This window comes from Curtobacterium aurantiacum (assembly GCF_018598555.1).
In the GTDB taxonomy this organism is placed as follows: domain Bacteria; phylum Actinomycetota; class Actinomycetes; order Actinomycetales; family Microbacteriaceae; genus Curtobacterium; species Curtobacterium aurantiacum.
Genome location: NZ_JAHEWN010000008.1, coordinates 39,134 through 61,568, shown reverse-complemented (window position 1 = coordinate 61,568; position 22,435 = coordinate 39,134). Strand labels below are relative to the sequence as shown.

Genomic DNA, 22,435 nt, shown 5'->3' with positions numbered 1-22,435 from the left:
CGCACGCACCACGGAACCAGGAGGACAGCGGTGGCCCTCATCGACAACGGCATCTACGTCAACGGAACCCGGACGGACTCCCCGGCGGACCTCGGGCGCACCTACGAAGCGCTCGACGCCGCGGGGAGGGGCGCGATGGCGTGGATCGGGCTGTTCCGTCCGACCGCCACCGAGCTTGCGTCCGTCGCCGACGAGTTCGGGCTGCACCCGCTCGCCGTCGAGGACGCGCACAAGGGGCACCAGCGGGCGAAGCTCGAGCGCTACGGCGACACCCTGTTCGTGGTGCTGCGACCCGCCTGGTACGACGAGGACGAGGAGACGGTCGAGTTCGGTGAGGTGCACCTGTTCACCGGGCGCGACTTCGTCGTGACCGTCCGGCAGGCGGAGCGGCCGAACCTCGCCGACGTGCGGAAGCGCCTCGAAGCCGATCCGGAAGCCCTCGGGCGCGGATCCGAGGCGGTGCTCTGCGCGGTCCTCGACGAGGTCATCGACAGCTACGCCCCCGTGGTCGCCGGGCTGCAGGACGACATCGACGACATCGAGGACGACCTGTTCGACGGCGACGTCGACCCGTCGTCGTCGCGGCGGATCTACCAGCTGCTGAGCGAGGTCATCGGGTTCCAGCGCGCGATCGGCCCGCTGCCCGAGATGCTCAACGCCCTGCTGCGGGGTGCGCAGAAGTACGACACGGACACCGAGGTGCAGAACCAGCTGCGGAACGTCCTCGACCACGCGATCCGCGTCACCGAGCGGGTGGACACGTTCCGGACACTGCTCGAGAACGCGCTCACGCTGCACTCGACCCTGGTCACGCAGGAGCAGAACGACGCGATGCGCCGGATGACCAGCGCGAGCCTGGCGCAGGGGGAGGAGAGCCGACGGCTGGCACGTGCGTCGATGGAGCAGGGCGAAGAGGTGAAGAAGATCTCGTCATGGGCGGCGATCCTGTTCGCCCCGACCTTGGTCGCGTCGATCTACGGCATGAACTTCGAGCACATGCCCGAGCTGCGGTGGGCGTGGGGGTACCCGGCGGCGATCGTCGCGATGGTCCTGCTGGCGGTCGTGCTGTGGGCGGTGTTCAAGCGGAAGCACTGGCTCTGAGCGTGCGTGACGACGGACTGGAGGCACGGTGCCAGCTGGCAGCGTGCCTCCAGTCCGTCGGTCAGTCCGTCCAGGTCTGCTGGACGAGCGCCTTCAGGAGGCCGTCGGTCGGGACGTTCGACTGCGTGATCGAGACCCAGGTGTCGCCGCGCACGAAGAACGTGTGCGTCGTCTCCACCTGATCCGAGTAGTACATCGACGTCTCGGTGTGCTGGCAGGAACGTCCGCCGAGCGTGTCGGTGCAGGTCCAGTCCTTGCCGGCGAGGGCCTGCAGCCGAGCCTGGAGGACGGCGCGGTCTGCCGTACCCATCTCGAGGAACAGCCCCTCGTCGCCCTCGGAGGTACCGCCCGGTGTCCAGGAACAGACCAGCTCCGCGTCCTCCTTGAACGGGATCTCGGGGTCGATGTAGTAGTCGGTCCTTCCGCCCGGTACCTGGGGGCGGAACTGGGTGATCTCCAGCGAACCGAACAAGCGCGGAGCATCGGCGGCCGGCACGGCGTCGGTGCACGCCCCTGGGATCGTCGCCGTGGTGTCGGCTGGCGCGGGGGTCGGCGTGATGCGGGCCGCGGACGGTGACGGTGACCCGGTCGGTGCCGGTGTCGGCGGTGCAGAAGACGGCACGGGTGCCGGTGCTGCGGCGAAGGGCGTCGGAACGAGTCCGAGCGCCACCGAACCGCTCGCGGTGCCGATGCCGAGCACGCCGATCAGCGCCACGATGAGGCCGACGCGACGGTGTTTGGCGGCCGGGCGGGGCTTGTCGTGCATGCCCGTGACAACCTGCTGCCGCATGCCGGCGAGCATCCGCTGCATCTCGTCGCCTCCGGGCGGCTCGTTGCTCATCGGGGACCCGTGGTCGGTTCGTCGTTCATCGTTCATCGTTCGTCACCGCCTTCTTGATCCGTGCACGGGACCGCCACACGCGCTGGGTGACGGCGCCGACGCTCATGCCGAGCAGGTCGGCGGCCTCGGCGTAGGAGCGGCCCTCGATGAGGCAGAGCTCGCACACCTGGCGATCGAGTGGTGCGAGCGCGTCGATCTCGGCGCGGACCCACCGCAGCCGTTCGCGGGCGTCGTCGTCCGGTTCGGGCGCTGCGAGCTCGTCGGGCAGGTCGACACCCTCGTGCCGCCGCTGCTGTCGCCGCAAGTTCGCGGCGTGGTTCCGGCACACGACGAGCAGCCACGGCAGGAGTGACTCCCCGGGGACCTCCACGGTGTCGGCCTTCTGCCACAGGGTCAGGAACGCGTCCTGCACGATCTCCTCGACGTCCATGCGCCGCGTGACCAGTGCCCACGTGTACCGGGTCATGGTCTCGGCGTGACGGTCGAACAACGCGGTGACCGCACTGCGGTCGCCGCGCGCTGCTGCCGCCACGAGCGCGCTGTCCGGCTCGGCTGATCGGTTCATGTCCACCCCCTTCACTTGCGCAGTGTGCACGGAGGGGACATCCTCACAGAGGGGTCGCCGTCGGGCGTGTCGTGTGGCCGAGGGGACACCCCGGAGTCGGCGGTTGCAGGGGTGCCATCGCGTCGCCCGGTTGCGTCAGCGGTCCGTCTCCGTCTCGGCGTGCGGCATCCGGTGCGTCCGACGCGAGACGACGTCGTCCGCCTCCATGTCCCGGTAGCGGCGTGCGTCGGCCAGTGCCCCCACGAGTTCGGTGGCGGTCAGCGGGACGACGTACGCCGGCGTTCCGCGTTGGAACCTCCAGCCCTCGCGGAGCGGACCGGCGTCCACGACGTCGAAGCCGATGCTCCGGATGAGCTCGCTGACGGTGTCCTTGGCTGCGGCGTCGTCGCTCGCGACGGGCAGCGCTCGCCGGGGTCCTCCGCCCGGACGTGCGTCCGTGGCGATCTCCTCGGCGTAGATGCTGTTGAACGCCTTCACCACACGAGCGGCCGGGAACGAAGCCTGCAGGAGTTCCGACGTGGTGGTCGACTCGTCGTCGAGCGCTTCGATGCGCCCGGACCAGTCGGTGTAGTAGTTGCCCGCGTCCATGACGATCCGGCCGTCGAGCGCAGCAGGCGGGAGCTGGTCGTACCGGTGCAGCGGGACGGCGAGCAGCAGCATGTCCGCCTGCTCCGCAGCCCCGATCACGGTGTCCGCGGATGCCCGCTCACCGAGTGCGGCCACGATCTCGGACAGGCTCTCCGGGCCGCGCGAGTTGGCGAGGACGACACTGTGGCCAGCGGCGACGGCCGCCTGCGCGAACCCCGCTCCCACCTTGCCGGTGCCGATCACTGCGATGACTGTCATGGCGACGCTCCTGCCGTGTCGTGGGGCGACGTGCGGCACAGGTCGCACCGCGGTCCTGCCGCCCTCGGTCCATCGTCGATCGGCTCGACCCCGATGTCTTCCGTCACGTGACGTAGGGGGGATCAGTGACCGGCGCCGAGGTTCCCGGCGAGGCGGCCGTGGAAGGCCTGGCTGGCCTCGTTCATGCCGGCGATCTCGACCCGCTTGCCGTGCTGCTGGTACTTCGTCTCGATGGCGTCGAGCGCGGCGACGGTGGAGGCGTCCCAGATGTGCGATCCGGTCATGTCGATGACGACCAGGTCGGGGTCGTCGACGTAGTCGAACTGCGTGGTGAGGTCGTTGCTCGACGCGAAGAAGAGTTCGCCCTCGACCGTGTAGAGCGCGTGCTGCTCACCGGTGCTGAGCGTCTCGATGCTCCGCGACACGTTGGTGAAGTGGGAAACGCGGCGTGCGAAGACGATCATCGCGGCGACGACGCCGATGATCACGCCGATGGCCAGGTTGTCGGTCGCGACGACGATGACGACGGTGAGGACCATGACGACCGTCTCACCGACTGGCATGCGCCGCAGTGTGGACGGCTTGATGCTGTGCCAGTCGAAGGTGCCGACGGAGACCATGACCATCACGGCGACGAGCGCGGCCATCGGGATGATCGCGACCACGTCGCCGAGCCCGACCACGAGCACGAGCAGGAAGACCCCGGACAGGAACGTCGAGATCCGGGTACGGGCGCCCGACGCCTTCACGTTGATCATCGTCTGGCCGATCATCGCGCAGCCGCCCATGCCGCCGAACAGGCCGGAAGCGATGTTCGCCACCCCCTGCCCGAGGGCTTCGCGGGTCTTGCGGGAGCCGGTGTCGGTGACCTCGTCGACGAGCTTCGCCGTCATCAGCGACTCGAGCAGGCCGACCAGGGCCATCGCGAGGGCGTAGGGGGCGATGATCGCCAGCGTCTCGAGCGTGAGTGGGACGTTCGGGATGAACAGGGTCGGCAGGCTGTCCGGGAGCTTGCCCTCGTCGCCCACGGTGGGGATGGCGATCGGGGCCAGCACGGTGACGAGTGTCAGGACGACGATGGCGACGAGGGGCGCCGGGATGGCCTTGGTGACACGGGGCAGCAGCACGATGATCGCGATGCCGACGGCGCCGATCGGCCAGACGAGCCAGTCGACGCCGATGATGTTCGGCAGCTGCGCGGTGAAGATCAGGATCGCGAGGGCGTTGACGAACCCGACCATCACCGACCTCGGAACGAAGCGCATCAGCTTGGCCGCGCCGAGCCCACCGAGGACGAGCTGGAAGACGCCGCCGAGCAGGACGGTGGCGATCAGGTAGTCCAAGCCGTGCTCCTTGACCACGGGGGCGACGACGAGCGCGATGGCTCCGGTGGCGCCGGTGATCATCGCGGCACGTCCGCCGACGAACGAGACGACCACGGCCATCACGAACGCCGAGAACAGCCCGACGCGGGGATCGACGCCCGCGATGATCGAGAACGAGATCGCTTCCGGGATCAGTGCGAGGGCCACGACGAGGCCGGCGAGGACCTCGCGGAGCAGGATCTTCGGGTTCCGCAGGGCGGACAGGACGGTGGGGCTTGCGTGCACCGGAGCCGGTGCGGGCGTGACGGTCGTCACGGTTCTCCTTCGCTGAGGGATTCGGACGCTCGGCGTCCGCGGGGGGAATGTCGTGGGGCGCTTCGTCGCGCGCACTGACCGAGTGCGGCCAGGGACCCGAACCTTCCGCGACGGAAGAGTTGGTCGTGTCCGACTCTAACGCAACGGAAGGGTTGCTGCGCAAGCATCGGTACGATCGGTCGGGACCGGGCAACCGGGCGGAAGGGGTCAGCAGTGACGGATGCGGCAGGAGCATCGACGATGCGGATCGGTGAACTCGCCGACCGGACCGGGCTCTCCATCCGGACTGTGCGGCACTACGACGACGTCGGGCTGCTCCACCCCACCGGACGGACCGAGGGTGGCTTCCGGCTGTACTCCGACGACGACCTGCAACGCCTGCTCGTCATCCGCCGGATGAAGCCCCTCGGCTACTCCCTCGAGCAGATGGCCGAGCTCCTCGGCATCCTCGACGGGCTCCAGGTGGCGGACGGCGTCGAGCGCGACCGGCTGCAGGCGCAGTTCGACGCGTACGTCGTGGACACCGAGGAGCGCCGGGCGAAGCTCGCCCGGAACCTCGAGTGGGCCGACGAGTTCCTCGGCATCCTGCGTCGGCACTGACTCGCTGGCACGGCCCGCAGTACTCGTCGTCAACGACCGACGACGTCCGCTGTCCGGACAGCTCGCACCCGCAGGAAGTCGAGCTTGTCGGCGTCGGGGCCGCTCTCGGGCGTGGAGTAGACGACGAGCTTGATGTCGGAGTCGGGCACGGTGACGACGTCGCAGTCCAGGACCACGTCCCCGACGATCGGGTTGTGGACCGTCTTCACGAGCGACTGGTGGGCCGCGGCTCGTCCTTCGTCCCAGTACGCGGCGAAGCGTTCGCTCTCGTTGCGGAGTCGACCGATGAACGCCCGGAACCCGGCGTCCGCTCCGAGGTTCCCCGCCGTGCGCCGGAGGTCGGCGACGAGCGCGCGTTCGAACGGTTCCGGCCCGCCGTGCGCGGTCGCGATCTCGGCGACGCTGTTGTCGATGAAGGTCTGCACGATCAGGTTCTGTTCGGGGTCCCTGCGAACGGACGGCGCGTCGAACAGGGCCTGCCAGAGCGGCGTGGAGTGCAACAGGGTCCAGTCGGCGGCGAACACGGCCAGCGGCAGGTCACCCATCCGGACCAGCATGCGCTGGACTCCGGGCGGGATGTGGCGGGACACCACACCCGTCCGGGGTGACGCCAGTCCGGCCGCGCGGTGGAACAGGTCCGTCTCGGCACGGTCGAGCTGGAGCGCACGAGCGAGCGCCTGGACGACCTGGGCCGAGGGGGTCCGGGAGCGGCCCTGCTCCAGCCGCATCACGTAGTCGGCGCTGACACCGGCGAGCTGCGCGAGTTCCTCACGGCGGAGTCCCGCCGTCCTGCGCCGACCGTGCGACTCCATCCCGACGTCCTCGGGGGTCAGCCGGCCCCGCCACGATCGGAGGAGATCGCCGAGGGCTTCGACCTGGTCTGTGGACACCCGACCATTCTCCGCGAGTGGACCCGCCGGTGGGTAGGACTGTCCTTCCGTGGCTGGAGATCCCGCAGCGTCGCACGCTGGTCACCTCACCACCACGAGAGGACCGCGAAATGACCGCTACAGCGAACGGGTACGTCACCGTCATCTGGGAGACGAAGGCCAAGGCCGGACGGGAAGACGACCTCAAGACGTTCATCACCGCTGCCGTCACGCCGTCACGCAACGACGCCGGGAACATCGACTACGAGGCACACGAGGTCGACGGTGAGCCCGGTGCGTTCGTCATCTACGAACGATGGGAGAGCCGGGAACACCTCGACGCGCACCTCGGGGCACCGCGCATGCAGGAGCTCGTGCCGCAGATGCTCGAGCTGATCGACGGGTCGATCGAAGACGGCATCACGCTCCTGCGTCCCTTCCGTCCCGCCCGCTGAGACCGACCGAACTCCGGGGGAGAACCATGACGAACACCCTCATCACCGGCGGCAACAAGGGCATCGGCCGAGAAACCGCCCGGCGACTGATCGCGGCCGGGCACACCGTGTGGATCGGCGCCCGCGACACGGATCGCGGTCGGCGAGCCGCCGACGAACTCGGCACCTCGTTCGTGCAGCTCGACGTCACGGACGATGCCTCCGTCGCCGCGGCCGTCGCGACGATCGGTGACCAGGCGGGGCACCTCGACGTGCTCATCAACAACGCCGGCATCCTCGGAGACGTCACCGCACCCGAGGACATGACCGTCGACCAGCTGCGCGCCGTCTACGAGACGAACGTCTTCGGCGTCGTCCGTGTGACGAACACGTTCCTGCCGGTCCTCCGGCGGTCCGCTGCGCCCTCGGTCATCAACGTGACGAGCGGCCTCGGGTCGTTCACGATGATCCACGACCCCGAACGCGTCGAGTCGCAGTACCCGCTCGCGGCCTACGGGTCGTCGAAGACCGCGGTCACGATGCTGACGATGCAGTACGCGAAGACGACGCCGGACGTCCGCTTCAACGCGGTGGACCCCGGCCAGACCGCGACCGAGTTCACCGGTCACCTCGGGCACACCGTCGAGGAGGGCGCGGACGCGGCCGTCAGGGTCGCGACCCTCGGCGCCGACACACCGACCGGCACCGTCACGGATCGCGAGGGCGCCCTGCCCTGGTGACCGCGCGGCGGTCCCCGCGCCGTGACGGACTGGAGGCACGGTGCCAGCTGGCGCCGTGCCTCCAGTCCGTCCGCTGGTCACCTCGCGCGACCGACGCAGGCTTGTTCACCCAACCGACGCATGCGCGTGGCAGGGTGGTCCGGGGCGTCGTCGCCCGCAGCCCAGCCAGCCGCCAGCGGAGCACGATGCCAACACCCGACCTGATGATCGTCACGGACCTCGACGGGACGTTCCTCGACCACCACGACTACTCGTTCGACGCGGCCCTGCCGATGCTGGAACAGCTGCGGGTGGACGACGTCCCCGTGGTGTTCTGCAGCAGCAAGACGCGTGCCGAGATCACGGCGCTGCAGGCCCGCACCGGGCTCGACGGGCACGCGTTCGTCGCGGAGAACGGCGCGGTCGTGGTCGCTCCCGGCGGTCGTGCGCTCGCGGGGCCGTCCGACGGTGACGTCGGCCGGCTGCACGCGGCGCTCGGCCGCATCCGCACCGCACTCGACCTGGGCTTCTCGACGTTCTCGGGCGCGACCGACGAGACCGTCGCAGACTGGACCGGGCTCGACGTCGCAGCTGCGGGCGCGGCCCGGGCACGCGAGGCGTCGGAAGTGCTGCTCTGGCACGCCGGGGACGACGACCGGGCGGACGCGTTCCGCGCGGCGCTCGCCGCGGTCGGCCTCGACCTGGTGCGGGGCGGACGGTTCTGGCACGTGTTGCCGGCGGGGCGCGACAAGGGCACGGCGGTCCGGATGCTCATCGCCGACCACGAGCGCCGGACGGGAACGGTACCGCGCACCATCGGCCTCGGTGACGGCCCGAACGACACCGCGCTGCTCGACGCCGTCGACGTCGCGGTCGTCGTCCGCGGACACGGTCCGGCACCTGGGCCGCTGGCCGACGACCGCCCCGAACGCGTGCACCGCACCACCGCCTCCGGCCCGGAGGGCTGGACCGAGGGCATCGCCCACTTCACCACCCCGTCCGTCAGGAGCCACCGATGAGCGACTTCCACCAGAACGGCGTCATCACGACGTTCCACGACCTCGGTCGCCGCAGCACCGCGAGCCTCGAGGAGGACCTGCGGGGCTTCGCCGAGAAGCGGCCGATGAGCCTGATCCTGCCGGCGCTGTACTCCGAGCTCGAGCGCCCGGCGCTGTCGCGGATCGTCGACGAGCTGGCCGAGGCCGACTGGCTCAGCGAGATCGTGATCGGGCTCGACCGGGCCGACCGGTCCCAGTTCGAGCACGCCCGCGAGTTCTTCTCGCGGCTGCCGCAGCGGCACCGGATCCTGTGGAACGACGGGCCGCGGCTGCGCGAGCTGGACGCCGAGCTGGAGCGCGCGGGACTGGCACCGGGGGAGCCCGGCAAGGGACGGAACGTCTGGTACTGCACCGGGTACGCCCTGGCGTCGGAGCGAGCGGACTGCATCGCCCTGCACGACTGCGACATCACCACGTACGACCGCGGCATGCTCGCCCGGCTGTTCTACCCGGTCGCCAACCCCGCGTTCGACTACGAGTTCTCGAAGGGCTACTACGCCCGGGTCGCCGACGGCCGCATCAACGGTCGCGCCGCACGGCTGCTCGTCGGCCCGCTGCTCCGGTCGCTCCGCCAGGTCTACGGGGAGTCCGAGTACCTGGAGTACCTCAGCAGCTTCCGGTACCCGCTGTCCGGCGAGTTCGCGATGCGCGCGCACGTGCTCAACGGCCTGAAGATCCCCGGCGACTGGGGGCTCGAGATCGGCATGCTCTCCGAGGTCTACCGCGACTACGCGACCCGGCAGGTGTGCCAGGTGGAGATCGCCGACGCGTACGACCACAAGCACCAGCCCCTCGCCGAGGCCGACGGTACCGGTGGCCTCGCCCGGATGGGCAACGACATCGTGCAGTCGCTGCTCCGGAAGCTCGCGACGATGGGGGTCCCGCTCACGTCCGACTCGTTCCGGGTGCTCAAGGCGACCTACTACCGGAACGCGCTCGACATCGTCGAGGTCTACCGGCACGAGGCCGAGATGAGCGGGCTCGCGTTCGACCAGCACGCTGAAGAGGCTGCGGTGGAGCTCTTCACCAAGGCGATCCTCGACGCCGGCGGTGCCTTCACGGCGCGGCCGAACGACAAGCCGTTCATCCCGAGTTGGAGCCGGGTGCGCTCGGCGGTGCCGGACGTGCTCGACCGGCTAAGGGATGCGGTGGAGGCAGACCAGCAGGACTGATCCGGCGCCCAGAGCGCGCGCCCTGGGCGCGAGTCAACTGCGGACGGGAGGCACGGTGCCAGCTGGCCCCGTGCCTCCCGTCCGTCGGTCTGGCGCCGTTCTCAGGCCGCGCCCTGCGGCGTCCAGCCGAGTTCCGGACCCAGCCGTTCGGCGATGTCCGTGATGATCTGCGCGTAGTCGTCGGGCTCGAACGAGAACGGGAGTGCGAAGGCGACCTCGGTGACCGCCTGGTAGCCGACGTCTGCGCGGAGGCGATCCGCGATCTCGGCCGACGTGCCCACCAGGTCGGCGGCGAAGAGCATCCCGGCGGGCCCCATCGGCACGCCGACGCGACCCGAGCGGCTGTCGACGTAGGCACGGTAGCGGGCCTCTTGCTCGGCGGTCGCGGTGTCGGTCGGGATGACGACCAGGCCCTGCGAGACGCGGGCGGCAGCGGGGTCGGGGTGGACGGCGAGGTAGGCGTCGATCTGGGCGCGCTGGTTCGTGGCGAAGTCGGTGCCGACCTCGCTGCGGGTGACGCTCGAGGTGAGCAGGTGGAAGCCGTTCTCACCCGCCCAGACGGCCGACTTCGTGCTGCCGGTGCCGTACCAGATCCGGTCGACCAGGCCGGCGCTGTGCGGCTGGACGGTGCTCGCGAACTCCTCGATGCCGCGGCGTTCGACGGTCTCGGTGGCCGTCACCGGGTCACCGCGCACCAGGTCACGGAAGCGCAGGAGCCGGTCGTTGCCGAGGTCCTCGTGCTCCAGGGTGTCGGGGTAGATCGCGTCGCGGTACAGGTCGAAGTGCATCGGCGTGCCGACCGAGAAGCCCGGGTTCAGGCGGCCGCCGAGCAGGACGTCGACCGTGCTGAGGTCCTCCGCCAGCCGGAAGGGGTTCTCCGCGCCGAGCGGGGTGACGGCGGTGCCGAGGTCGATGCGCGAGGTGCGCTGCGAGGCGGCGGCGAGCACCGCGACGGGGGAGGAGATGCCGTGCTGCAGGTGTCGGTGGCGGAGCCAGGCGCTGTCGAAGCCCAGGGCCTCGGCGCGCTCGATCACCCGCAGGGTGTCCTCGTGGCCCTCCGACGGTCGGGCGGGGTCGAACGACCCGATCGTCAGGAAACCGAGACGTTGCAGGGGAGTTCCGTCGAGGGGCATGGGTCGATCGTGCCAGACCATCGGGTGGATGGCAGGGTGGATCCGTGCACATCACCCTGGCTTCCGCGACCGACATCGTCATCTCCGGCATCCGGTTCCCGGAGGGGAACCGCTGGCACGACGGACGGCTCTGGTACTCGGACATGCACACCGGTGAGGTCTTCTCGGTCGACCCTTCCTCGACCGACGGCCCCCGGCTCGAAGCCACGGTCGCGGGGCAGTCGTCGGGACTCGGGTGGCTGGCCGACGGACGGCTCATCATCAGCTCGATGGAGTCCCGCACGGTCGTCGCCGTCGAGCCGGACGGCAGCACCTCGGTGTTCGCCGACCTGTCCACGAGCGAGTCGTCGCTCGTGAACGACCTGGTCGTCGATGCCCAGACCGGCCGGACCTACATCGGTGCCTTCGGCTACGACCTGTACGCGGGCGAGGAACTGCGACCCGGCCCGCTCTACGTGATCGATCCCGACGGCTCCGTCCGCCTCGCGGCCGAGGGCCTGGTGTTCCCGAACAGCGCCAACATCCTGCCCGGCACCCGGACCCTGGTGGTCAGCGAGACGTGGGGCGGCCGGCTCACCGCGTTCGACATCGAGGACGACGGTTCGCTGACCGGGCGGCGCGAGTGGGCAGCCCTGCCCGGCGGTGTGACCCCGGACGGCAGCACCGTCGACCGTGACGGCGCGATCTGGGTCTGCTCGGTCGACACGGGGGAGTTCCTGCGGGTCGTCGAGGGCGGCGAGGTGACGGACCGCATCGACGCCCCCGGGGAGTGCGCGATCGACTGTGCGCTCGGTGGCGAGGACGGTCGCACCCTCTACCTGGCGACCGCCGACAGCTACGACCCGGCCGTGACGGCGACGACGCGCGCCGGTCGGATCAGTTCGGTGCGGGTCGAGGTGCCGGGGTGGTGAACGCGAGCGACCTCGCCGAGGCCACGCGTCGCGCCGAGTACTAACGTCTGACACCCGCGGCCGGGCAAGCGGCTCGGCGTCGACGCGCGTCCGCTCGGTGCGAGGTTGTACGCCTGGTGCGAGGCGGCAGGGTCACACCAGGCGTACAACCTCGCACCAGGCGACAGGGGGACACGCCCGCCACCCCGCGCACCCGCGTCACCCGCACCCCTCCCGGTACGGCAGACTCGACGGACAAGCATCCAGGAGTGATCGTCATGTTCGTCGCCGCCATCGTCTTCCTCGTCATCGCGCTCGTCGCGCTCTTCTTCCGGACACGGACCTACACCACCCCCGGGCGGCCCGCCACGCCGGGCCGAGAGGCACGCCCCGCAGTCCCCACCCGTCGCCCGAACCGCATCGCCACGTGGACCGCAGCCGCGGCCGGAGTCCTGTTCGTCGGGCTCACGCTCGGCAGCACCCTGTACGCCCAGGACACCGGTGAGTCGAAGGTCCAGGTGGACATCTCCGGCAACATCGTCGGGCAGACCACGGACTCCGGGTTCCACTTCAAGGCGCCGTGGGCCACGCTGCACACGTTCAACATCCGGAACCAGACCGTCACCTACATCAACGCGGTGAACGGCTCCGACTCGGACAACAACGGCAACGTGCGCTCCGGCCCGTTCGTCACGGTGCAGGACCAGGACGGCGTCTCCTCGAACGTCAGCCTCAACCTGCAGTACAGCATCGACGCGAAGTCGGTCACCGACATCTACCGGTCGTACAAGACCGAGGAGAACTTCAAGACGCAGTTCATCGGCAACTCGGTGCGCAGCGTCGTCCGGCAGGTCCCGAACGACTTCACGACCATCGAGCTGATCACCAAGCGGGGCACGGTCGAGAAGGCGATGATCCAGGCACTCGAGACGCGCTGGAAGGGCTCGGGCGTGCACGTCGACAACTTCGCCCTGCAGGAGATCACCCCGCCGAAGTCGGTCATCGACGCCTACGCCACGGCGCAGCAGGCGCAGATCCAGGTCACGAAGGAGCGCGCGCTCCTGGATGCGAAGAAGGTGCAGGCACAGCAGCAGGTCGCCGAGGCGCAGGGTCAGGCCGACGCCAACGAGGTCCTCAACGAGCACCCGCTCTCCGACGCCGCCCTCAAGCAGCGGGAGATCGAGGCCCTCAAGAGCGCCGGCGACAACGGCTCGCTGATCGTCGTGCCGCAGGGCACGGACAACATCCTCAGCCTGCCGGGGACCTCTGGCTCGAAGAGCAAGTAACGCTCGCCGAGACGCCGCCCATTCGGCGAGACGCCTCAGTTTTCGGCGGCGTCTCGCGCACGGGGCGGCGTCGAGGGAACACGACGGCGTCTTCCGAACCTGAGACGCTCGCCGAGACGGACGGGAGGCACGGTGCCAGCTGACACCGTGCCTCCTGTCCGTCCGCGTGGCGGGGTCCAGGGCCCCGCTCAGGCTGCGCCGTGACTGGCGCGGCTGCGCCGCGAGAGCGAGTCGATGATGACGGCCAGCAGCAGGACCGCGCCCGTGATCATGTAGCGGATCGACGAGTCGAGGCTCAGCAGGGTGAGCCCGTTCGAGATCGACTGGATCACGATGATGCCGAGCAGCGCCGACCAGGCGCTGCCTCGGCCACCGAACAGGCTGGTCCCGCCGATGACGGCTGCGGCGATCGCGTTGAGGTTCGTGTCACCGGCGCCGGACGACAGGCTCGCCGAGTTGAGGCGGGCGGCCGCGAGGATCCCGCCGACCGTGGCGAAGAGCGAGGTGAGCATGAACACCGAGATGTAGATGCGGTTCACCCGGATGCCCGAGCGTCGAGCGGCTTCGACGTTGCCACCGACGGCGAAGACCGAACGGCCCCACCGGGTGCGCTTGAGCACGAAGTTCATCAGCACGACCAGCACGACGAAGAACACGAACGAGGTGCCGGTGCCGAAGTCGCGCGACAGGTACCAGACCATCAGGGCGAGGCCGAGGAACAGCGCGACGGACTTCACGATGGTCAGGGACACCGCACCGGTGGACAGGCCGGCGCGGCGACGGCGAGCGGCGCGGCGCATCTCGGTGAAGAACAGCCCGCCGGCGGCCAGGACGGCGAGCAGGTACGCCAGCCACGGCGGCAGGTACGAGGCCGAGGCGAACTGCACGATCGGCGAGTCGTACGGCAGGTTGATCGAGCCGTTCGGCCCGAGGATGAGCAGCTGCAGGCCGAGGAACCCGAGCAGTCCGGCGAGCGTGATGACGAAGCTCGGCACCCCGAAGCGGGTGAACAGCAGACCGTAGAGCAGACCGGCGGCGGCCCCGACGGCGAGGGCGACGGTGATCACGAGCCACAGCGGCCAGCCGAGCGTGGTGAGCCCCTGGCCGAGGATCGCGGCGGAGAGCCCGCTGACGCTGCCGACGGACAGGTCGATCTCGCCGAGCAGCAGCACGAGCACGATGCCGATCGCGATGGTGCCGACCGCGGCACACTGCAGGGCGAGGTTGACCAGGTTGCCCGGGGACAGGAAGTCGGGGGAGAGCGCCTGGAACACCGCCCAGATGACGACCAGCCCGACGACCACGGGCAGCGAGCCGATGTCACCGCCGCGGACCCGTCGGACGAACGCCTTCGCCGCGCCACCGATCCCCTGGTCACGCAGGAGCCGCTCGTCCTGCAGGTCCGCGGCTGAGGGCGTCGGGGTCGCTGCGGTGAGGGTCTCGTCGGTCTTGCTCATGCGGAGGTCTCCTGCTCGGTCCGGGCGGCGGCGCGACGGGTGACCGCGTTGTCGGTGGCGCCGGTGATGGCCGCGATGATCTCCTCGTAGGAGACGTCGTCGATGCGGAACGTGCCGTTGTTGCGACCGAGCCGCAGGACCGCGACCCGGTCGGCGACGGCCTGGACGTCCGCGAGGTTGTGGCTGATGAGGACGACGCCGAGACCGCGCTCGCGCAGGCGTTCGACGAGGTTGAGGACCTCGGCGGTCTGCGCGACACCGAGTGCGGCGGTCGGCTCGTCGAGGACGACCACCTGCGGGTCGCCGATCAGCGAGCGGGCGATGGCCACGGTCTGCCGCTGCCCACCGGACAGCGACGCGATCGGGATCCGTACCGACGGGATCCGGGCGGCGAGCTGCTGGAGGAGCTCCCACGAGCGGCGCTCCATCTCCTCTTCGTCGAGGAACGGGTGGGCGATCTCACGGCCGAGGAACAGGTTCGAGACCACGTCGAGGTTGTCGGCGAGGGCGAGGTCCTGGAAGACGGTGGCGATGCCGAGCGTCTGCGCCGCCGCGGGGTTCGGGACGGTGACCTCGTCGCCGCCGAACGTGATCGTGCCGCCGTCCGGCGTGTAGACCCCGGCGAGGATCTTCACGAACGTCGACTTGCCGGCGCCGTTGTCCCCGACGATGGCGACCACCTCGCCCGGGTACACGTCGAAGTCGATCTCGCTGAGGGCCTGGACGGCGCCGAACCGCTTGGTGATCCCGCGCAGGGACATCACCGGTTCGGCGGAGGGGTGTGCTGCTGGTGACGCGTTGCTCACGGGTGTCGTGCTCACGGGTGTCGTCCTCGATCGGTGAGGCCCGCCCGGTCCGCAGTCGGACCGGGCGGGCAGAGGGGGGTCGGACCTACTTGATGCCGGCGCTGTCGCAGGCTGCCTCGTACTGCGCGGTGCAGATCTTCGACACCTCGTACAGGCCGTCCTCGACCACCGTCGACTGGACGTTGTCCGTGGTGACGGCGACCGGGTCGAGCAGGGTCGACTGGACGCTGGCGCCCCCGGCGGTGTCGACGGTCGTGTCGCCCTTCGGGGTCTCGCCCTTCGCGAACTGGATCGCGAGGTCGGCGGCCTTCGACGCCTCGGGCTTGAAGGCCTTGTAGACGGTCATGTACTGCTCACCGGCGAGGATCCGCTGGATGCCCGCGAGCGAGGCGTCCTGCCCGGTGACGGGCGGGAGCTCGGTGACGCCGGCCGACTTCAGGGCCGCGATGACGCCGCCGCCGGTGTCGTCGTTCGCCGCGTAGACGCCGGCGATCTTGTCCTTGCCGAGCTTGCTGATCTGGCCGGCTGCCCAGTCCTGTGCCTTGGCGGGGTCCCATCCGGGGGTGTCGTACTCGGCGAGCACCTCGTACCCGCTGTCGTCGATGACCGAGTGCGCACCCTTCTTGAACTGCGACGCGTTGTTGTCGGTCGGGGAGCCGTTCACCATGATGATGCCCGAGCCCTCCGGCACCTTCTTCGCCTTGAGGGCGTCGACGAGGGCCTGGCCCTGGAGCTCACCGACCTTCTCGTTGTCGAACGAGATGTAGTAGCTCAGGTCGGGGCTGTTGATGAGCCGGTCGTAGGAGATGACCGGCACCTTCTTGGCCTTCGCCTGCTGGACGATGGACGCTGCTGCCTCGCCGTCGAACGGGTCGAGGACCAGCACCTTGACGCCCTGCGTGAGCATCGACTGGGCCTGCTGCAGCTGCTTCGACGCGTCGCCGTCGGCGTTCGCGTAGATGACCGAGCAGCCGCTGCACTGGCGCTTCACCTCGGCGGTGAAGAGCGGACGGTCGGCGCTGGCGTAGCGGGCGGTGACGGAGTCGGGCAGGAGCAGGCCGATCTTGGCCTTCGACGCGTCTCCGCCGCCTCCGCCGGAACCGGTCCCGGCGTCCGCGCCGTTGGAACAGCCCGCCAGGGTGGTGATCGCGAGCAGCAGGGCGCTGACGCCCAGCATGGCTCGTGTGGTGGATTTCTTCATTGAAACGTCCTCCAACAGTGGACCGCCCCCATCGGCGGTGCCCTGAGTGTGACAGCGAGCGTTCTTGGCTGCAAGAGTTGAACACAAGGACCGCGGGCCGTGACGAAAACGTTATCCGGCGGGCGCGGGGCGGCTCGGCGGGCACGGCGTGGAGCGGCCCGGCCGGCACGGCCCGAGTCGGCTTCGCCTAGCGTGCGCGCGTCACGTCCACGGCTTCGATCGCCAGCGCCAGCGCGCCGGTCACCGCGGCCTTCTCACCGAGCTGCCCCTGCACCACGTCCGGCGTGCCGTCGACGTCCACGATCAACGACGACTCGAGGGCGTGCCGCATCGGACCGAGCAGGAGTTCCCCGGCACGCGCGAACTCGCCCGTGACCACGACCCGCTCGGGGTCGAGGACGTTGCAGAGCCCCACCGCCGCGGAGCCGATCGCCCGCCCCGCGTCGGCGACCGCCCGCATGCACACCTGGTCGCCGCCCATCGCCCGGAGGATCAGGTCCGCCAGCTTCAGGGTGCCGACCTCGTCGCGGACGCCCTCGAGCACGGCGGGCGCTCCGGCGACCGCTTCGAGGCAGCCGCGGTTGCCGCACCGGCACAGGGGCCCGTTCGGCAGCACGGGGGTGTGCCCGAACTCGCCGGCGATGCCGTGGTGCCCGCGGAACAGGTGTCCGCCGAGCACGAGTCCGGCGCCGACGCCGTTCCCGACGTCGAGCGTCACGACGGTGTCGCGGCCACGGGCCGCCCCGCTGCGGTGTTCGGCCAGGGCGGCGAGGTTGGCGGAGTTGTCGACCTGCACGGGCTTGTCCATCCGGCGGGCGAGGGACCGGCCGAGCGGGATGCCGTCCCAGCCGCGCAGGATCCCGCCGCGCGCCGTCATCCCGGTCCGGGCGTCGATCGGGGCGGCGACGGCGAGGCCGACGGAGAGGACCTCGTCCATCGACGACTCGATGGACTCCACCATGTCCAGCACGAGCAGCGCGGTCTTGTCGAGCTCGGCGTCCGCCCGGTGGTCCCGCGCCAGGGGCATGTGCCGCTCGGCCAGGACGGTGCCGTTGAGGTCCGACAGTGCCAGCCGCAGGTGCCGCGGGGAGACGTGCACCCCGGCGACGAGCCCGAGGCCGTGCGGCAGGGTCACGCGGAGCGCCCGTCGGCCGCTCGAGGTGCTCGGCGTCGCGTGCAGGGCACCGGTCGCGACGAGTTCCTTGACGATGTTCGAGACGGTGGCGGGGGAGAGGCCGGTGACGCCGGCGAGCTCGACCTGCGTCAGCCCGCCGTGACGCTTCACCGCGCTGACGACCCGGCCCCGGTTGGCTTCACGCAGTGAAGCTTGGTTCCCCGGACTGCGGCGCGGCTCTGACACGGGGACAGCGTAACGGGCGGGTCCGGAACGCTCGCCGTGACGGACTGGAGGCACGGTGCCAGCTGGTGACGGGCCTCCAGTCCGTGCCCGGCCACGTCCACGGCCCGCAGTCGCCGTCAGACGCGTCGCGCGGTCCGGTCGAGGCGCGGGGTCGGGATGCCCAACGCGCCGGCGGTGCGGCGGACGTCCTCGAGGACCGCCAGGGGTTCGGCGGCGGCGGGATCGTCGTGTGCCGCGAGGCTCGCGCGGGCGATCGGCACCAGTGCCGTGGCCGCGGCGACGAGGGTCGCCGTCGTCACCGGCCGTCGGACGGGCAGCGTCGAGGAGCGGTGTCGGGAGAGGTCGACGCCCCGCGCCTCGAGGACCGGGAGGAGCTCCCGGCCGGTCAGGAACGCGTCGCGGAGCGCGTGCCGATCCCCGATCATCGTCGCCATGCCGCCGCTGCGCAGCGCCGCGGAGAACATGCCGGCGTCGAGCACGAAGTGCAGCCACAGCCAGCCACGGATGTCGTCCTCGTCCTGCACGGTGAATCCCGCCCGCTGGAACACCGACCGCACCAGCTCCCGCCGGTCCGGAGCCGCGCCGGTCGTCCCGAGCCGGATCGACCGGAGGACGGCACCGTGCAGGACCCCGTCGGCGTCGAACCCGCCGCCGGCACCCGGGAACCCGAACAGCACCCGGTCCGCGGTGAGCGGGGCGACCGCGGCGAGGGGCTCGTCCCACACGTTGCCGAGGACCAGCACGGTGGCGTCGCCGATGCACGGTGCGAGGGTGGCCACGGCCTCCTGCAACCGGTGGTGGCCCACGCTGAGGACGACGAGGTCGTACGCGTCGTCCGTCCCGATCGACTCGAGCAGTCGCGTGGTCGACGTCGATCGGGCCCGCCGCCCCAGGGGACCGCGGCGGCCGTCGATGACATCGGTCTGCACGGTGTCGCCGTACTCGGCAGCGCGGCCGGGCCGCACCAGGTGGTCGACGTGGTGCCCGGACTGCTGGAGGGCCTGGCCGTAGATCGTCGCGACGACGCCCCGTCCGAGCATGAGGATCCGCATCAGGCACCTGTCCGCTAGTCTGGAGACGATCTCCACTTGGAAGATATGGAGATTGTTTCCACTTGTCAAGGAGTTCCCGTGCCGGTCGAGAAGCCGCTGCCTGCCGAGAAGCCGTTGCGCGCCGACGCCCGCCGGAACCGCGACGCGATCGTCGCCGCGGCGCGGACGGCGTTCGAGCGCGACGAACAGCTCCGGTTCGACGACTTCGCCGGACGCGCGGGAGTCGGCGTCGGCACCCTGTACCGACACTTCCCGACGCGTGAAGCCCTGGCGGCAGCGGTCTACCGGGGCGAGGTCGAGGCGCTCTGCCGGCGCGCTCGTGACTCGACACGCCCCGCGGGTGAGGGCCTCGACGACTTCCTGCGCGGGTTCGTGGAGTACGTGGTCGACCACGCGGCACTCGCGCGCACCCTGGCCGCCGTCGTCGACGCCACCACGCAGGCCGAGGGCGGGGGCGAACTGGAGCGCACGCTCGCCGAGCTGATGGCGCGCGCGACCGCTGACGGCACGATCCGGGCCGACGTCGCCCCCGGGACCGTGCTCATGCTGCTCCACGGCATCGGGGCCGGGATCGACCGCCCCGGGTGGGCGGCGGACGCCCGAGTCGCCGCCGACCTGATCTCCCGGGGGCTCCGGGTCCGCTGAGGCACGACCGCCGGCGCGGCCGCGTCGGCGGTCCGTCAGCGCAGTCGTGTGCCCGCAGTGCTGCGGGCGCGGAGCAGCACGGCCGCGGTGCCAGCCGCGGCCAGCAGGACGAGCGCCCACGCGACGGTGGCGACCATGCCGGCGGGGTGGACCACCGACTGTCCGACCGCGGCCTGCACGGTGAGGAGCACGGTACCCGCTGCCCACGCGACGGCGACGACGACCACGATCCGCACCTGCGTGATCGGCTGGGCCAGCCACGGCAGGCGTCGACCCGCGGCGGCGAGGACGAGTGCCACCAGTGGGAGCACCTGCAGGGCGTGCATGCCGATGAAGTGGGCGACCCGGTAGTCGCCCCCGACGGTGCTCCACCCGAGCAGCGGTACCCCGGGGCCGCCATCGGCGATCCCGACCGTGTGGGCGCCGACGATCCCGTCCGGGGCGGCGAGCTGGGTGGGGGTCGGGCCGGTCATGAGGAACGCCACACCGATGCCGCCGAGGGCGATGACGGCACCGGCACGGACGGCGACCGTCAGCGCGGGGGTGGGCAGCCGCAGGAAGAAGAGCGCGATCGAGGTGATGAACGTGCAGAGGTACAGCGTCGTGATCGCCGTCGCCATCACGCCCCAGACGACGACGTGCACGCTGTTCGACACGTTGAAGTGACTCGTGGTGCCGGTCGCGGCGGCCCAGACGATGAGCACCTGTTCCACCACCAGGGCCACGGCCACCACGGTGCCGAGTCGTCGCGCCAGCGTCCGCCACTTCGGCAGGTGGGCGATGAGCCATGCCCAGGTGACGGCGTAGAGCAGGATCGAGAGTGAGAACTTCAGGGGCTTCGTCCACGCCGGCGCCCCCAGGACGGTCCGGGGATCCACGACGAGTCCGACGAGGCAGATCGCGGTGGACACGAGCATCAGGCCGGCCACGGCCATCAGTGCCGGGTGCCACGCCACCGCGCGGCGCACTGCGGCGATCACCGGACCACGCTCCGGGCGTGCAACAGGGCAGCCGCCACGACGTCGGCGGTGGGTGTCGGGTGCAGGCCGAAGGTCCGCTCGAACGCCGACGAGTCGAACACGTACGGCTCGGTGTACTGGTACCGCAGTTCGAGCGTCTCGCGGGCGGAGACGTTGAACAGCGCACCGAAGCGCAGTGTCGCCGACGACATCACGGCGGTGCGGGCCGCCGGGACCCCGGCGAGCTCGACGTACTGCCGGCCGGTCAGCGCCGGGGCGGTCGGCAGGTGCCAGGTGCGGCCCTTCGCGCGCTCGTCGGTGCCGAGGACCACGAGCGCGTCCCCGATGTCGGTCGTCGCGGTGAGGGAGTGCGGCTGGTCGGCGTCGAGCAGCCAGGTCGGGCGCTTGCCGGCGGTGATCCGGTCGAGGACGAAGCCGTTGAAGACGCTCGTCGTCGCCCCTGGGCCGGTGAAGTCGGCGCTCCGACCGATGGTGACGGCCAGTCCGCGGTCGGACGCGACTCGGAGCCGCTCGAGGGCGGCCGCGCGCACGGCACCCTTCCGGCCGGAGGGGTTGATCGGGGTGTCCTCGGTCATCGGCCCGGTGACGCGGCCGTAGGCGTAGACGTTGTCGAGGTACACCAGGTGGGTGCCCTCGGCCAGGGCTGCCTCGACGGTGTTGTCGATGATCCTCGGCCACTGGTCGGCCCAGATCGTCGACGAGTACGGCAGTCCGGCGACGAGGTACGCGACGCCGGCTCCGTGCAGTGCGCGGCGGACGGCGGTGGGGTCGAGCAGGTCGGCGATGACGTGGTCGGCGGTGGCGTTGGCGCTCTCGCTCTCGTTGTTGCCTGCCGTTGCTGGTGTCGACGGGCGCCGGCCGACGGACACGGCGGCGACGTCGTGCTCGCGGAGGGCTCGGAGCGTCTCGCGCCCGACGACACCGTTGCCGCCCAGGACGACGTGCACCGGAGCGCTCATGCGCCGGCCTCGTCCGTGGTGCTGACCGGGAACAGGTCGTGGGTGGCGTCCTGCTGCGCCAGGCGCCGCAGGCCCGCGAAGAGCGGATCGCCGAGGACGGTGCCGATCACCATCAGCTCCGCCATCGCGGTCCGGCCGTCGCGGTCCTGCAGCGCGGCGACGTCGGCACGTGCCGCGCTCGCCGCTGCCGACACGTAGGCGTCGAGGTAGTCGTCCGGGGCGTCGAACCCGATGGTGCGCAGGCCGTCGAGCGCGCGAGCCGCGGTCTCGAGTCCGGGGTTGTCCGACGTCGCGCACCAGTCGGCGGCCGACACCCGTTCCTCGATACGGGCACGGGCCTCCGGGGTCGCTTCGGACTCGGGTGACCGCGGGGTGGTCATCGCGTACTGGGCGACGGCGAAGACCTCGGCCAGCGGTGCGGCCTCGGCGTCGAGGACGGCCAGGACCTGCTTCGTGACGGCAACCGAGAGCCCGCCGGTCTCCAGGAGCGCCCGCACGAGCCGGACCCGTTCGACGTGCCGGTCGTCGTAGGCGGTCTGGTTCGGCGCCGACTTCTCGCCAGGGGGCAGGAGGCCTTCGCGTTGGTAGTACTTGACGGCGGTGACCGGCGTGGACGCCGCTCGGGCAAGTTCGGATACGCGCACTATCGGAGAGTAACGCTATCCATGTGCGGACCACAAGAGCACGAACCTGGCAGTCCACCGGTGCATGTGCGCGAACCCGCACGCGGGCCGCTGGCATGTCATACTCAGCGAAGCAGCACGACCGGCCGTCGGCCGGTCCCTGCTCGCAGGGATTCGTCTCCTGCACTTGCCGCTCCC

Annotated in this window: 23 protein-coding genes; 9 read left to right on the top strand and 14 right to left on the bottom strand. The window is 70.7% G+C overall.

Annotated elements, in window-relative coordinates:
* The first annotated feature begins 30 nt into the window (after window positions 1-30).
* Window positions 31-1,101, top strand: a complete 1,071-nt coding sequence (locus KK087_RS08965) for a magnesium and cobalt transport protein CorA (protein ID WP_214564890.1) — start codon at window positions 31-33, stop codon at window positions 1,099-1,101.
* Between the two features lie 61 nt (window positions 1,102-1,162).
* Here KK087_RS08965 and KK087_RS08960 read toward each other — a convergent pair whose 3' ends face one another.
* The 4 genes from KK087_RS08960 to KK087_RS08945 all read right to left on the bottom strand — a co-directional run bounded on the left by KK087_RS08960 (window position 1,163) and on the right by KK087_RS08945 (window position 4,993).
* Window positions 1,163-1,942, bottom strand: coding sequence for a hypothetical protein (locus KK087_RS08960; protein ID WP_214564889.1), 780 nt, complete (start codon window positions 1,940-1,942; stop codon window positions 1,163-1,165).
* Between the two features lie 25 nt (window positions 1,943-1,967).
* A complete protein-coding gene (locus KK087_RS08955) occupies window positions 1,968-2,507 on the bottom strand; it encodes an RNA polymerase sigma factor (RefSeq protein ID WP_083389453.1) in 540 nt (179 codons plus the stop codon).
* Window positions 2,508-2,642: 135 nt separating this feature from the next.
* Window positions 2,643-3,353, bottom strand: a complete 711-nt coding sequence (locus KK087_RS08950; RefSeq protein ID WP_214564888.1) for an NADPH-dependent F420 reductase — start codon at window positions 3,351-3,353, stop codon at window positions 2,643-2,645.
* A 122-nt stretch (window positions 3,354-3,475) separates the two neighbouring features.
* A complete protein-coding gene (locus KK087_RS08945) occupies window positions 3,476-4,993 on the bottom strand; it encodes a SulP family inorganic anion transporter (RefSeq protein ID WP_214564887.1) in 1,518 nt (505 codons plus the stop codon).
* 213 nt (window positions 4,994-5,206) lie between these two features.
* Here KK087_RS08945 and KK087_RS08940 point away from each other — a divergent pair, with 213 nt between their 5' ends.
* Window positions 5,207-5,593 (top strand): MerR family transcriptional regulator, encoded by a 387-nt coding sequence (locus KK087_RS08940; protein WP_307860011.1) that lies wholly within the window; start codon window positions 5,207-5,209, stop codon window positions 5,591-5,593.
* Between the two features lie 29 nt (window positions 5,594-5,622).
* Here the strand turns inward: KK087_RS08940 and KK087_RS08935 are convergent, their stop codons facing one another.
* Entirely contained in the window at window positions 5,623-6,483 is an 861-nt protein-coding gene (locus KK087_RS08935) for a helix-turn-helix transcriptional regulator (RefSeq protein WP_214564886.1), read from the bottom strand.
* A 110-nt stretch (window positions 6,484-6,593) separates the two neighbouring features.
* Here KK087_RS08935 and KK087_RS08930 point away from each other — a divergent pair, with 110 nt between their 5' ends.
* The 4 genes from KK087_RS08930 (at window position 6,594) to KK087_RS08915 (ending at window position 9,845) form a co-directional block, all read left to right on the top strand.
* Window positions 6,594-6,917 carry a putative quinol monooxygenase gene (locus KK087_RS08930; RefSeq protein ID WP_214530077.1) on the top strand — a complete coding sequence of 108 codons (324 nt, stop codon included), beginning with the start codon at window positions 6,594-6,596 and terminating at the stop codon, window positions 6,915-6,917.
* Between the two features lie 26 nt (window positions 6,918-6,943).
* Window positions 6,944-7,636: an SDR family NAD(P)-dependent oxidoreductase gene (locus KK087_RS08925; RefSeq protein ID WP_214564885.1), complete on the top strand. Its 693-nt coding sequence runs from the start codon at window positions 6,944-6,946 to the stop codon at window positions 7,634-7,636.
* 185 nt (window positions 7,637-7,821) lie between these two features.
* Entirely contained in the window at window positions 7,822-8,634 is an 813-nt protein-coding gene (locus KK087_RS08920) for an HAD-IIB family hydrolase (RefSeq protein ID WP_214564884.1), read from the top strand.
* Window positions 8,631-9,845, top strand: a complete 1,215-nt coding sequence (locus KK087_RS08915) for a glycosyltransferase family protein (protein WP_214530073.1) — start codon at window positions 8,631-8,633, stop codon at window positions 9,843-9,845. Before KK087_RS08920 ends, KK087_RS08915 begins: the two co-directional genes overlap by 4 nt.
* 101 nt (window positions 9,846-9,946) lie before the next feature.
* Here the strand turns inward: KK087_RS08915 and KK087_RS08910 are convergent, their stop codons facing one another.
* Entirely contained in the window at window positions 9,947-10,978 is a 1,032-nt protein-coding gene (locus KK087_RS08910) for an LLM class flavin-dependent oxidoreductase (RefSeq protein WP_214564883.1), read from the bottom strand.
* 44 nt (window positions 10,979-11,022) lie between these two features.
* Between KK087_RS08910 and KK087_RS08905 the strand changes: the two genes are divergently transcribed.
* A complete protein-coding gene (locus tag KK087_RS08905) occupies window positions 11,023-11,889 on the top strand; it encodes an SMP-30/gluconolactonase/LRE family protein (protein WP_214564882.1) in 867 nt (288 codons plus the stop codon).
* 257 nt (window positions 11,890-12,146) lie between these two features.
* Window positions 12,147-13,154 carry an SPFH domain-containing protein gene (locus tag KK087_RS08900; RefSeq protein WP_250893128.1) on the top strand — a complete coding sequence of 336 codons (1,008 nt, stop codon included), beginning with the start codon at window positions 12,147-12,149 and terminating at the stop codon, window positions 13,152-13,154.
* 188 nt (window positions 13,155-13,342) lie between these two features.
* On the opposite strand, the gene KK087_RS08895 is transcribed toward KK087_RS08900, so the two are convergent.
* The 5 genes from KK087_RS08895 to KK087_RS08875 form a co-directional block, all read right to left on the bottom strand.
* Entirely contained in the window at window positions 13,343-14,611 is a 1,269-nt protein-coding gene (locus KK087_RS08895) for a sugar ABC transporter permease (RefSeq protein WP_214564881.1), read from the bottom strand.
* On the bottom strand, window positions 14,608-15,372 hold the full coding sequence (locus KK087_RS08890; protein ID WP_214530125.1) for an ATP-binding cassette domain-containing protein: 765 nt from the start codon (window positions 15,370-15,372) through the stop codon (window positions 14,608-14,610). Before KK087_RS08890 ends, KK087_RS08895 begins: the two co-directional genes overlap by 4 nt.
* A 130-nt stretch (window positions 15,373-15,502) precedes the next feature.
* Window positions 15,503-16,618: a sugar ABC transporter substrate-binding protein gene (locus KK087_RS08885; RefSeq protein WP_214564880.1), complete on the bottom strand. Its 1,116-nt coding sequence runs from the start codon at window positions 16,616-16,618 to the stop codon at window positions 15,503-15,505.
* A 187-nt stretch (window positions 16,619-16,805) separates the two neighbouring features.
* Window positions 16,806-17,978, bottom strand: a complete 1,173-nt coding sequence (locus tag KK087_RS08880; RefSeq protein WP_214530067.1) for an ROK family transcriptional regulator — start codon at window positions 17,976-17,978, stop codon at window positions 16,806-16,808.
* A gap of 116 nt (window positions 17,979-18,094) precedes the next feature.
* Window positions 18,095-19,030, bottom strand: a complete 936-nt coding sequence (locus tag KK087_RS08875) for a ketopantoate reductase family protein (protein ID WP_214564879.1) — start codon at window positions 19,028-19,030, stop codon at window positions 18,095-18,097.
* A gap of 78 nt (window positions 19,031-19,108) precedes the next feature.
* Here KK087_RS08875 and KK087_RS08870 point away from each other — a divergent pair, with 78 nt between their 5' ends.
* Window positions 19,109-19,675 carry a TetR/AcrR family transcriptional regulator gene (locus tag KK087_RS08870; RefSeq protein WP_214530065.1) on the top strand — a complete coding sequence of 189 codons (567 nt, stop codon included), beginning with the start codon at window positions 19,109-19,111 and terminating at the stop codon, window positions 19,673-19,675.
* Window positions 19,676-19,710: 35 nt separating this feature from the next.
* Here the strand turns inward: KK087_RS08870 and KK087_RS08865 are convergent, their stop codons facing one another.
* Genes KK087_RS08865 through KK087_RS08855 form a run of 3 tightly spaced genes read right to left on the bottom strand, consistent with a single transcriptional unit; the run spans window position 19,711 to window position 22,258 of the window.
* Window positions 19,711-20,655: a hypothetical protein gene (locus KK087_RS08865; RefSeq protein ID WP_307860010.1), complete on the bottom strand. Its 945-nt coding sequence runs from the start codon at window positions 20,653-20,655 to the stop codon at window positions 19,711-19,713.
* A complete protein-coding gene (locus KK087_RS08860) occupies window positions 20,652-21,614 on the bottom strand; it encodes an NAD-dependent epimerase/dehydratase family protein (protein ID WP_214564878.1) in 963 nt (320 codons plus the stop codon). Before KK087_RS08860 ends, KK087_RS08865 begins: the two co-directional genes overlap by 4 nt.
* On the bottom strand, window positions 21,611-22,258 hold the full coding sequence (locus tag KK087_RS08855) for a MerR family transcriptional regulator (RefSeq protein ID WP_214564877.1): 648 nt from the start codon (window positions 22,256-22,258) through the stop codon (window positions 21,611-21,613). The genes KK087_RS08860 and KK087_RS08855 overlap by 4 nt, the downstream gene beginning before the upstream one ends.
* Between the last annotated feature and the right edge of the window lie 177 nt (window positions 22,259-22,435).

Excerpts from the sequence above, each read along its gene's own strand:
- KK087_RS08960 (WP_214564889.1), bottom strand. The coding sequence starts at position 1,942 with ATGAGCAACGAGCCGCCCGGAGGCGACGAGATGCAGCGGATGCTCGCC.
- KK087_RS08955 (WP_083389453.1), bottom strand. The coding sequence starts at position 2,507 with ATGAACCGATCAGCCGAGCCGGACAGCGCGCTCGTGGCGGCAGCAGCG.
- KK087_RS08950 (WP_214564888.1), bottom strand. The coding sequence starts at position 3,353 with ATGACAGTCATCGCAGTGATCGGCACCGGCAAGGTGGGAGCGGGGTTC.
- KK087_RS08930 (WP_214530077.1), top strand. The coding sequence starts at position 6,594 with ATGACCGCTACAGCGAACGGGTACGTCACCGTCATCTGGGAGACGAAG.
- KK087_RS08925 (WP_214564885.1), top strand. The coding sequence starts at position 6,944 with ATGACGAACACCCTCATCACCGGCGGCAACAAGGGCATCGGCCGAGAA.
- KK087_RS08920 (WP_214564884.1), top strand. The coding sequence starts at position 7,822 with ATGCCAACACCCGACCTGATGATCGTCACGGACCTCGACGGGACGTTC.
- KK087_RS08915 (WP_214530073.1), top strand. The coding sequence starts at position 8,631 with ATGAGCGACTTCCACCAGAACGGCGTCATCACGACGTTCCACGACCTC.
- KK087_RS08910 (WP_214564883.1), bottom strand. The coding sequence starts at position 10,978 with ATGCCCCTCGACGGAACTCCCCTGCAACGTCTCGGTTTCCTGACGATC.
- KK087_RS08900 (WP_250893128.1), top strand. The coding sequence starts at position 12,147 with ATGTTCGTCGCCGCCATCGTCTTCCTCGTCATCGCGCTCGTCGCGCTC.
- KK087_RS08895 (WP_214564881.1), bottom strand. The coding sequence starts at position 14,611 with ATGAGCAAGACCGACGAGACCCTCACCGCAGCGACCCCGACGCCCTCA.
- KK087_RS08890 (WP_214530125.1), bottom strand. The coding sequence starts at position 15,372 with ATGTCCCTGCGCGGGATCACCAAGCGGTTCGGCGCCGTCCAGGCCCTC.
- KK087_RS08885 (WP_214564880.1), bottom strand. The coding sequence starts at position 16,618 with ATGAAGAAATCCACCACACGAGCCATGCTGGGCGTCAGCGCCCTGCTG.
- KK087_RS08875 (WP_214564879.1), bottom strand. The coding sequence starts at position 19,030 with ATGCGGATCCTCATGCTCGGACGGGGCGTCGTCGCGACGATCTACGGC.
- KK087_RS08860 (WP_214564878.1), bottom strand. The coding sequence starts at position 21,614 with ATGAGCGCTCCGGTGCACGTCGTCCTGGGCGGCAACGGTGTCGTCGGG.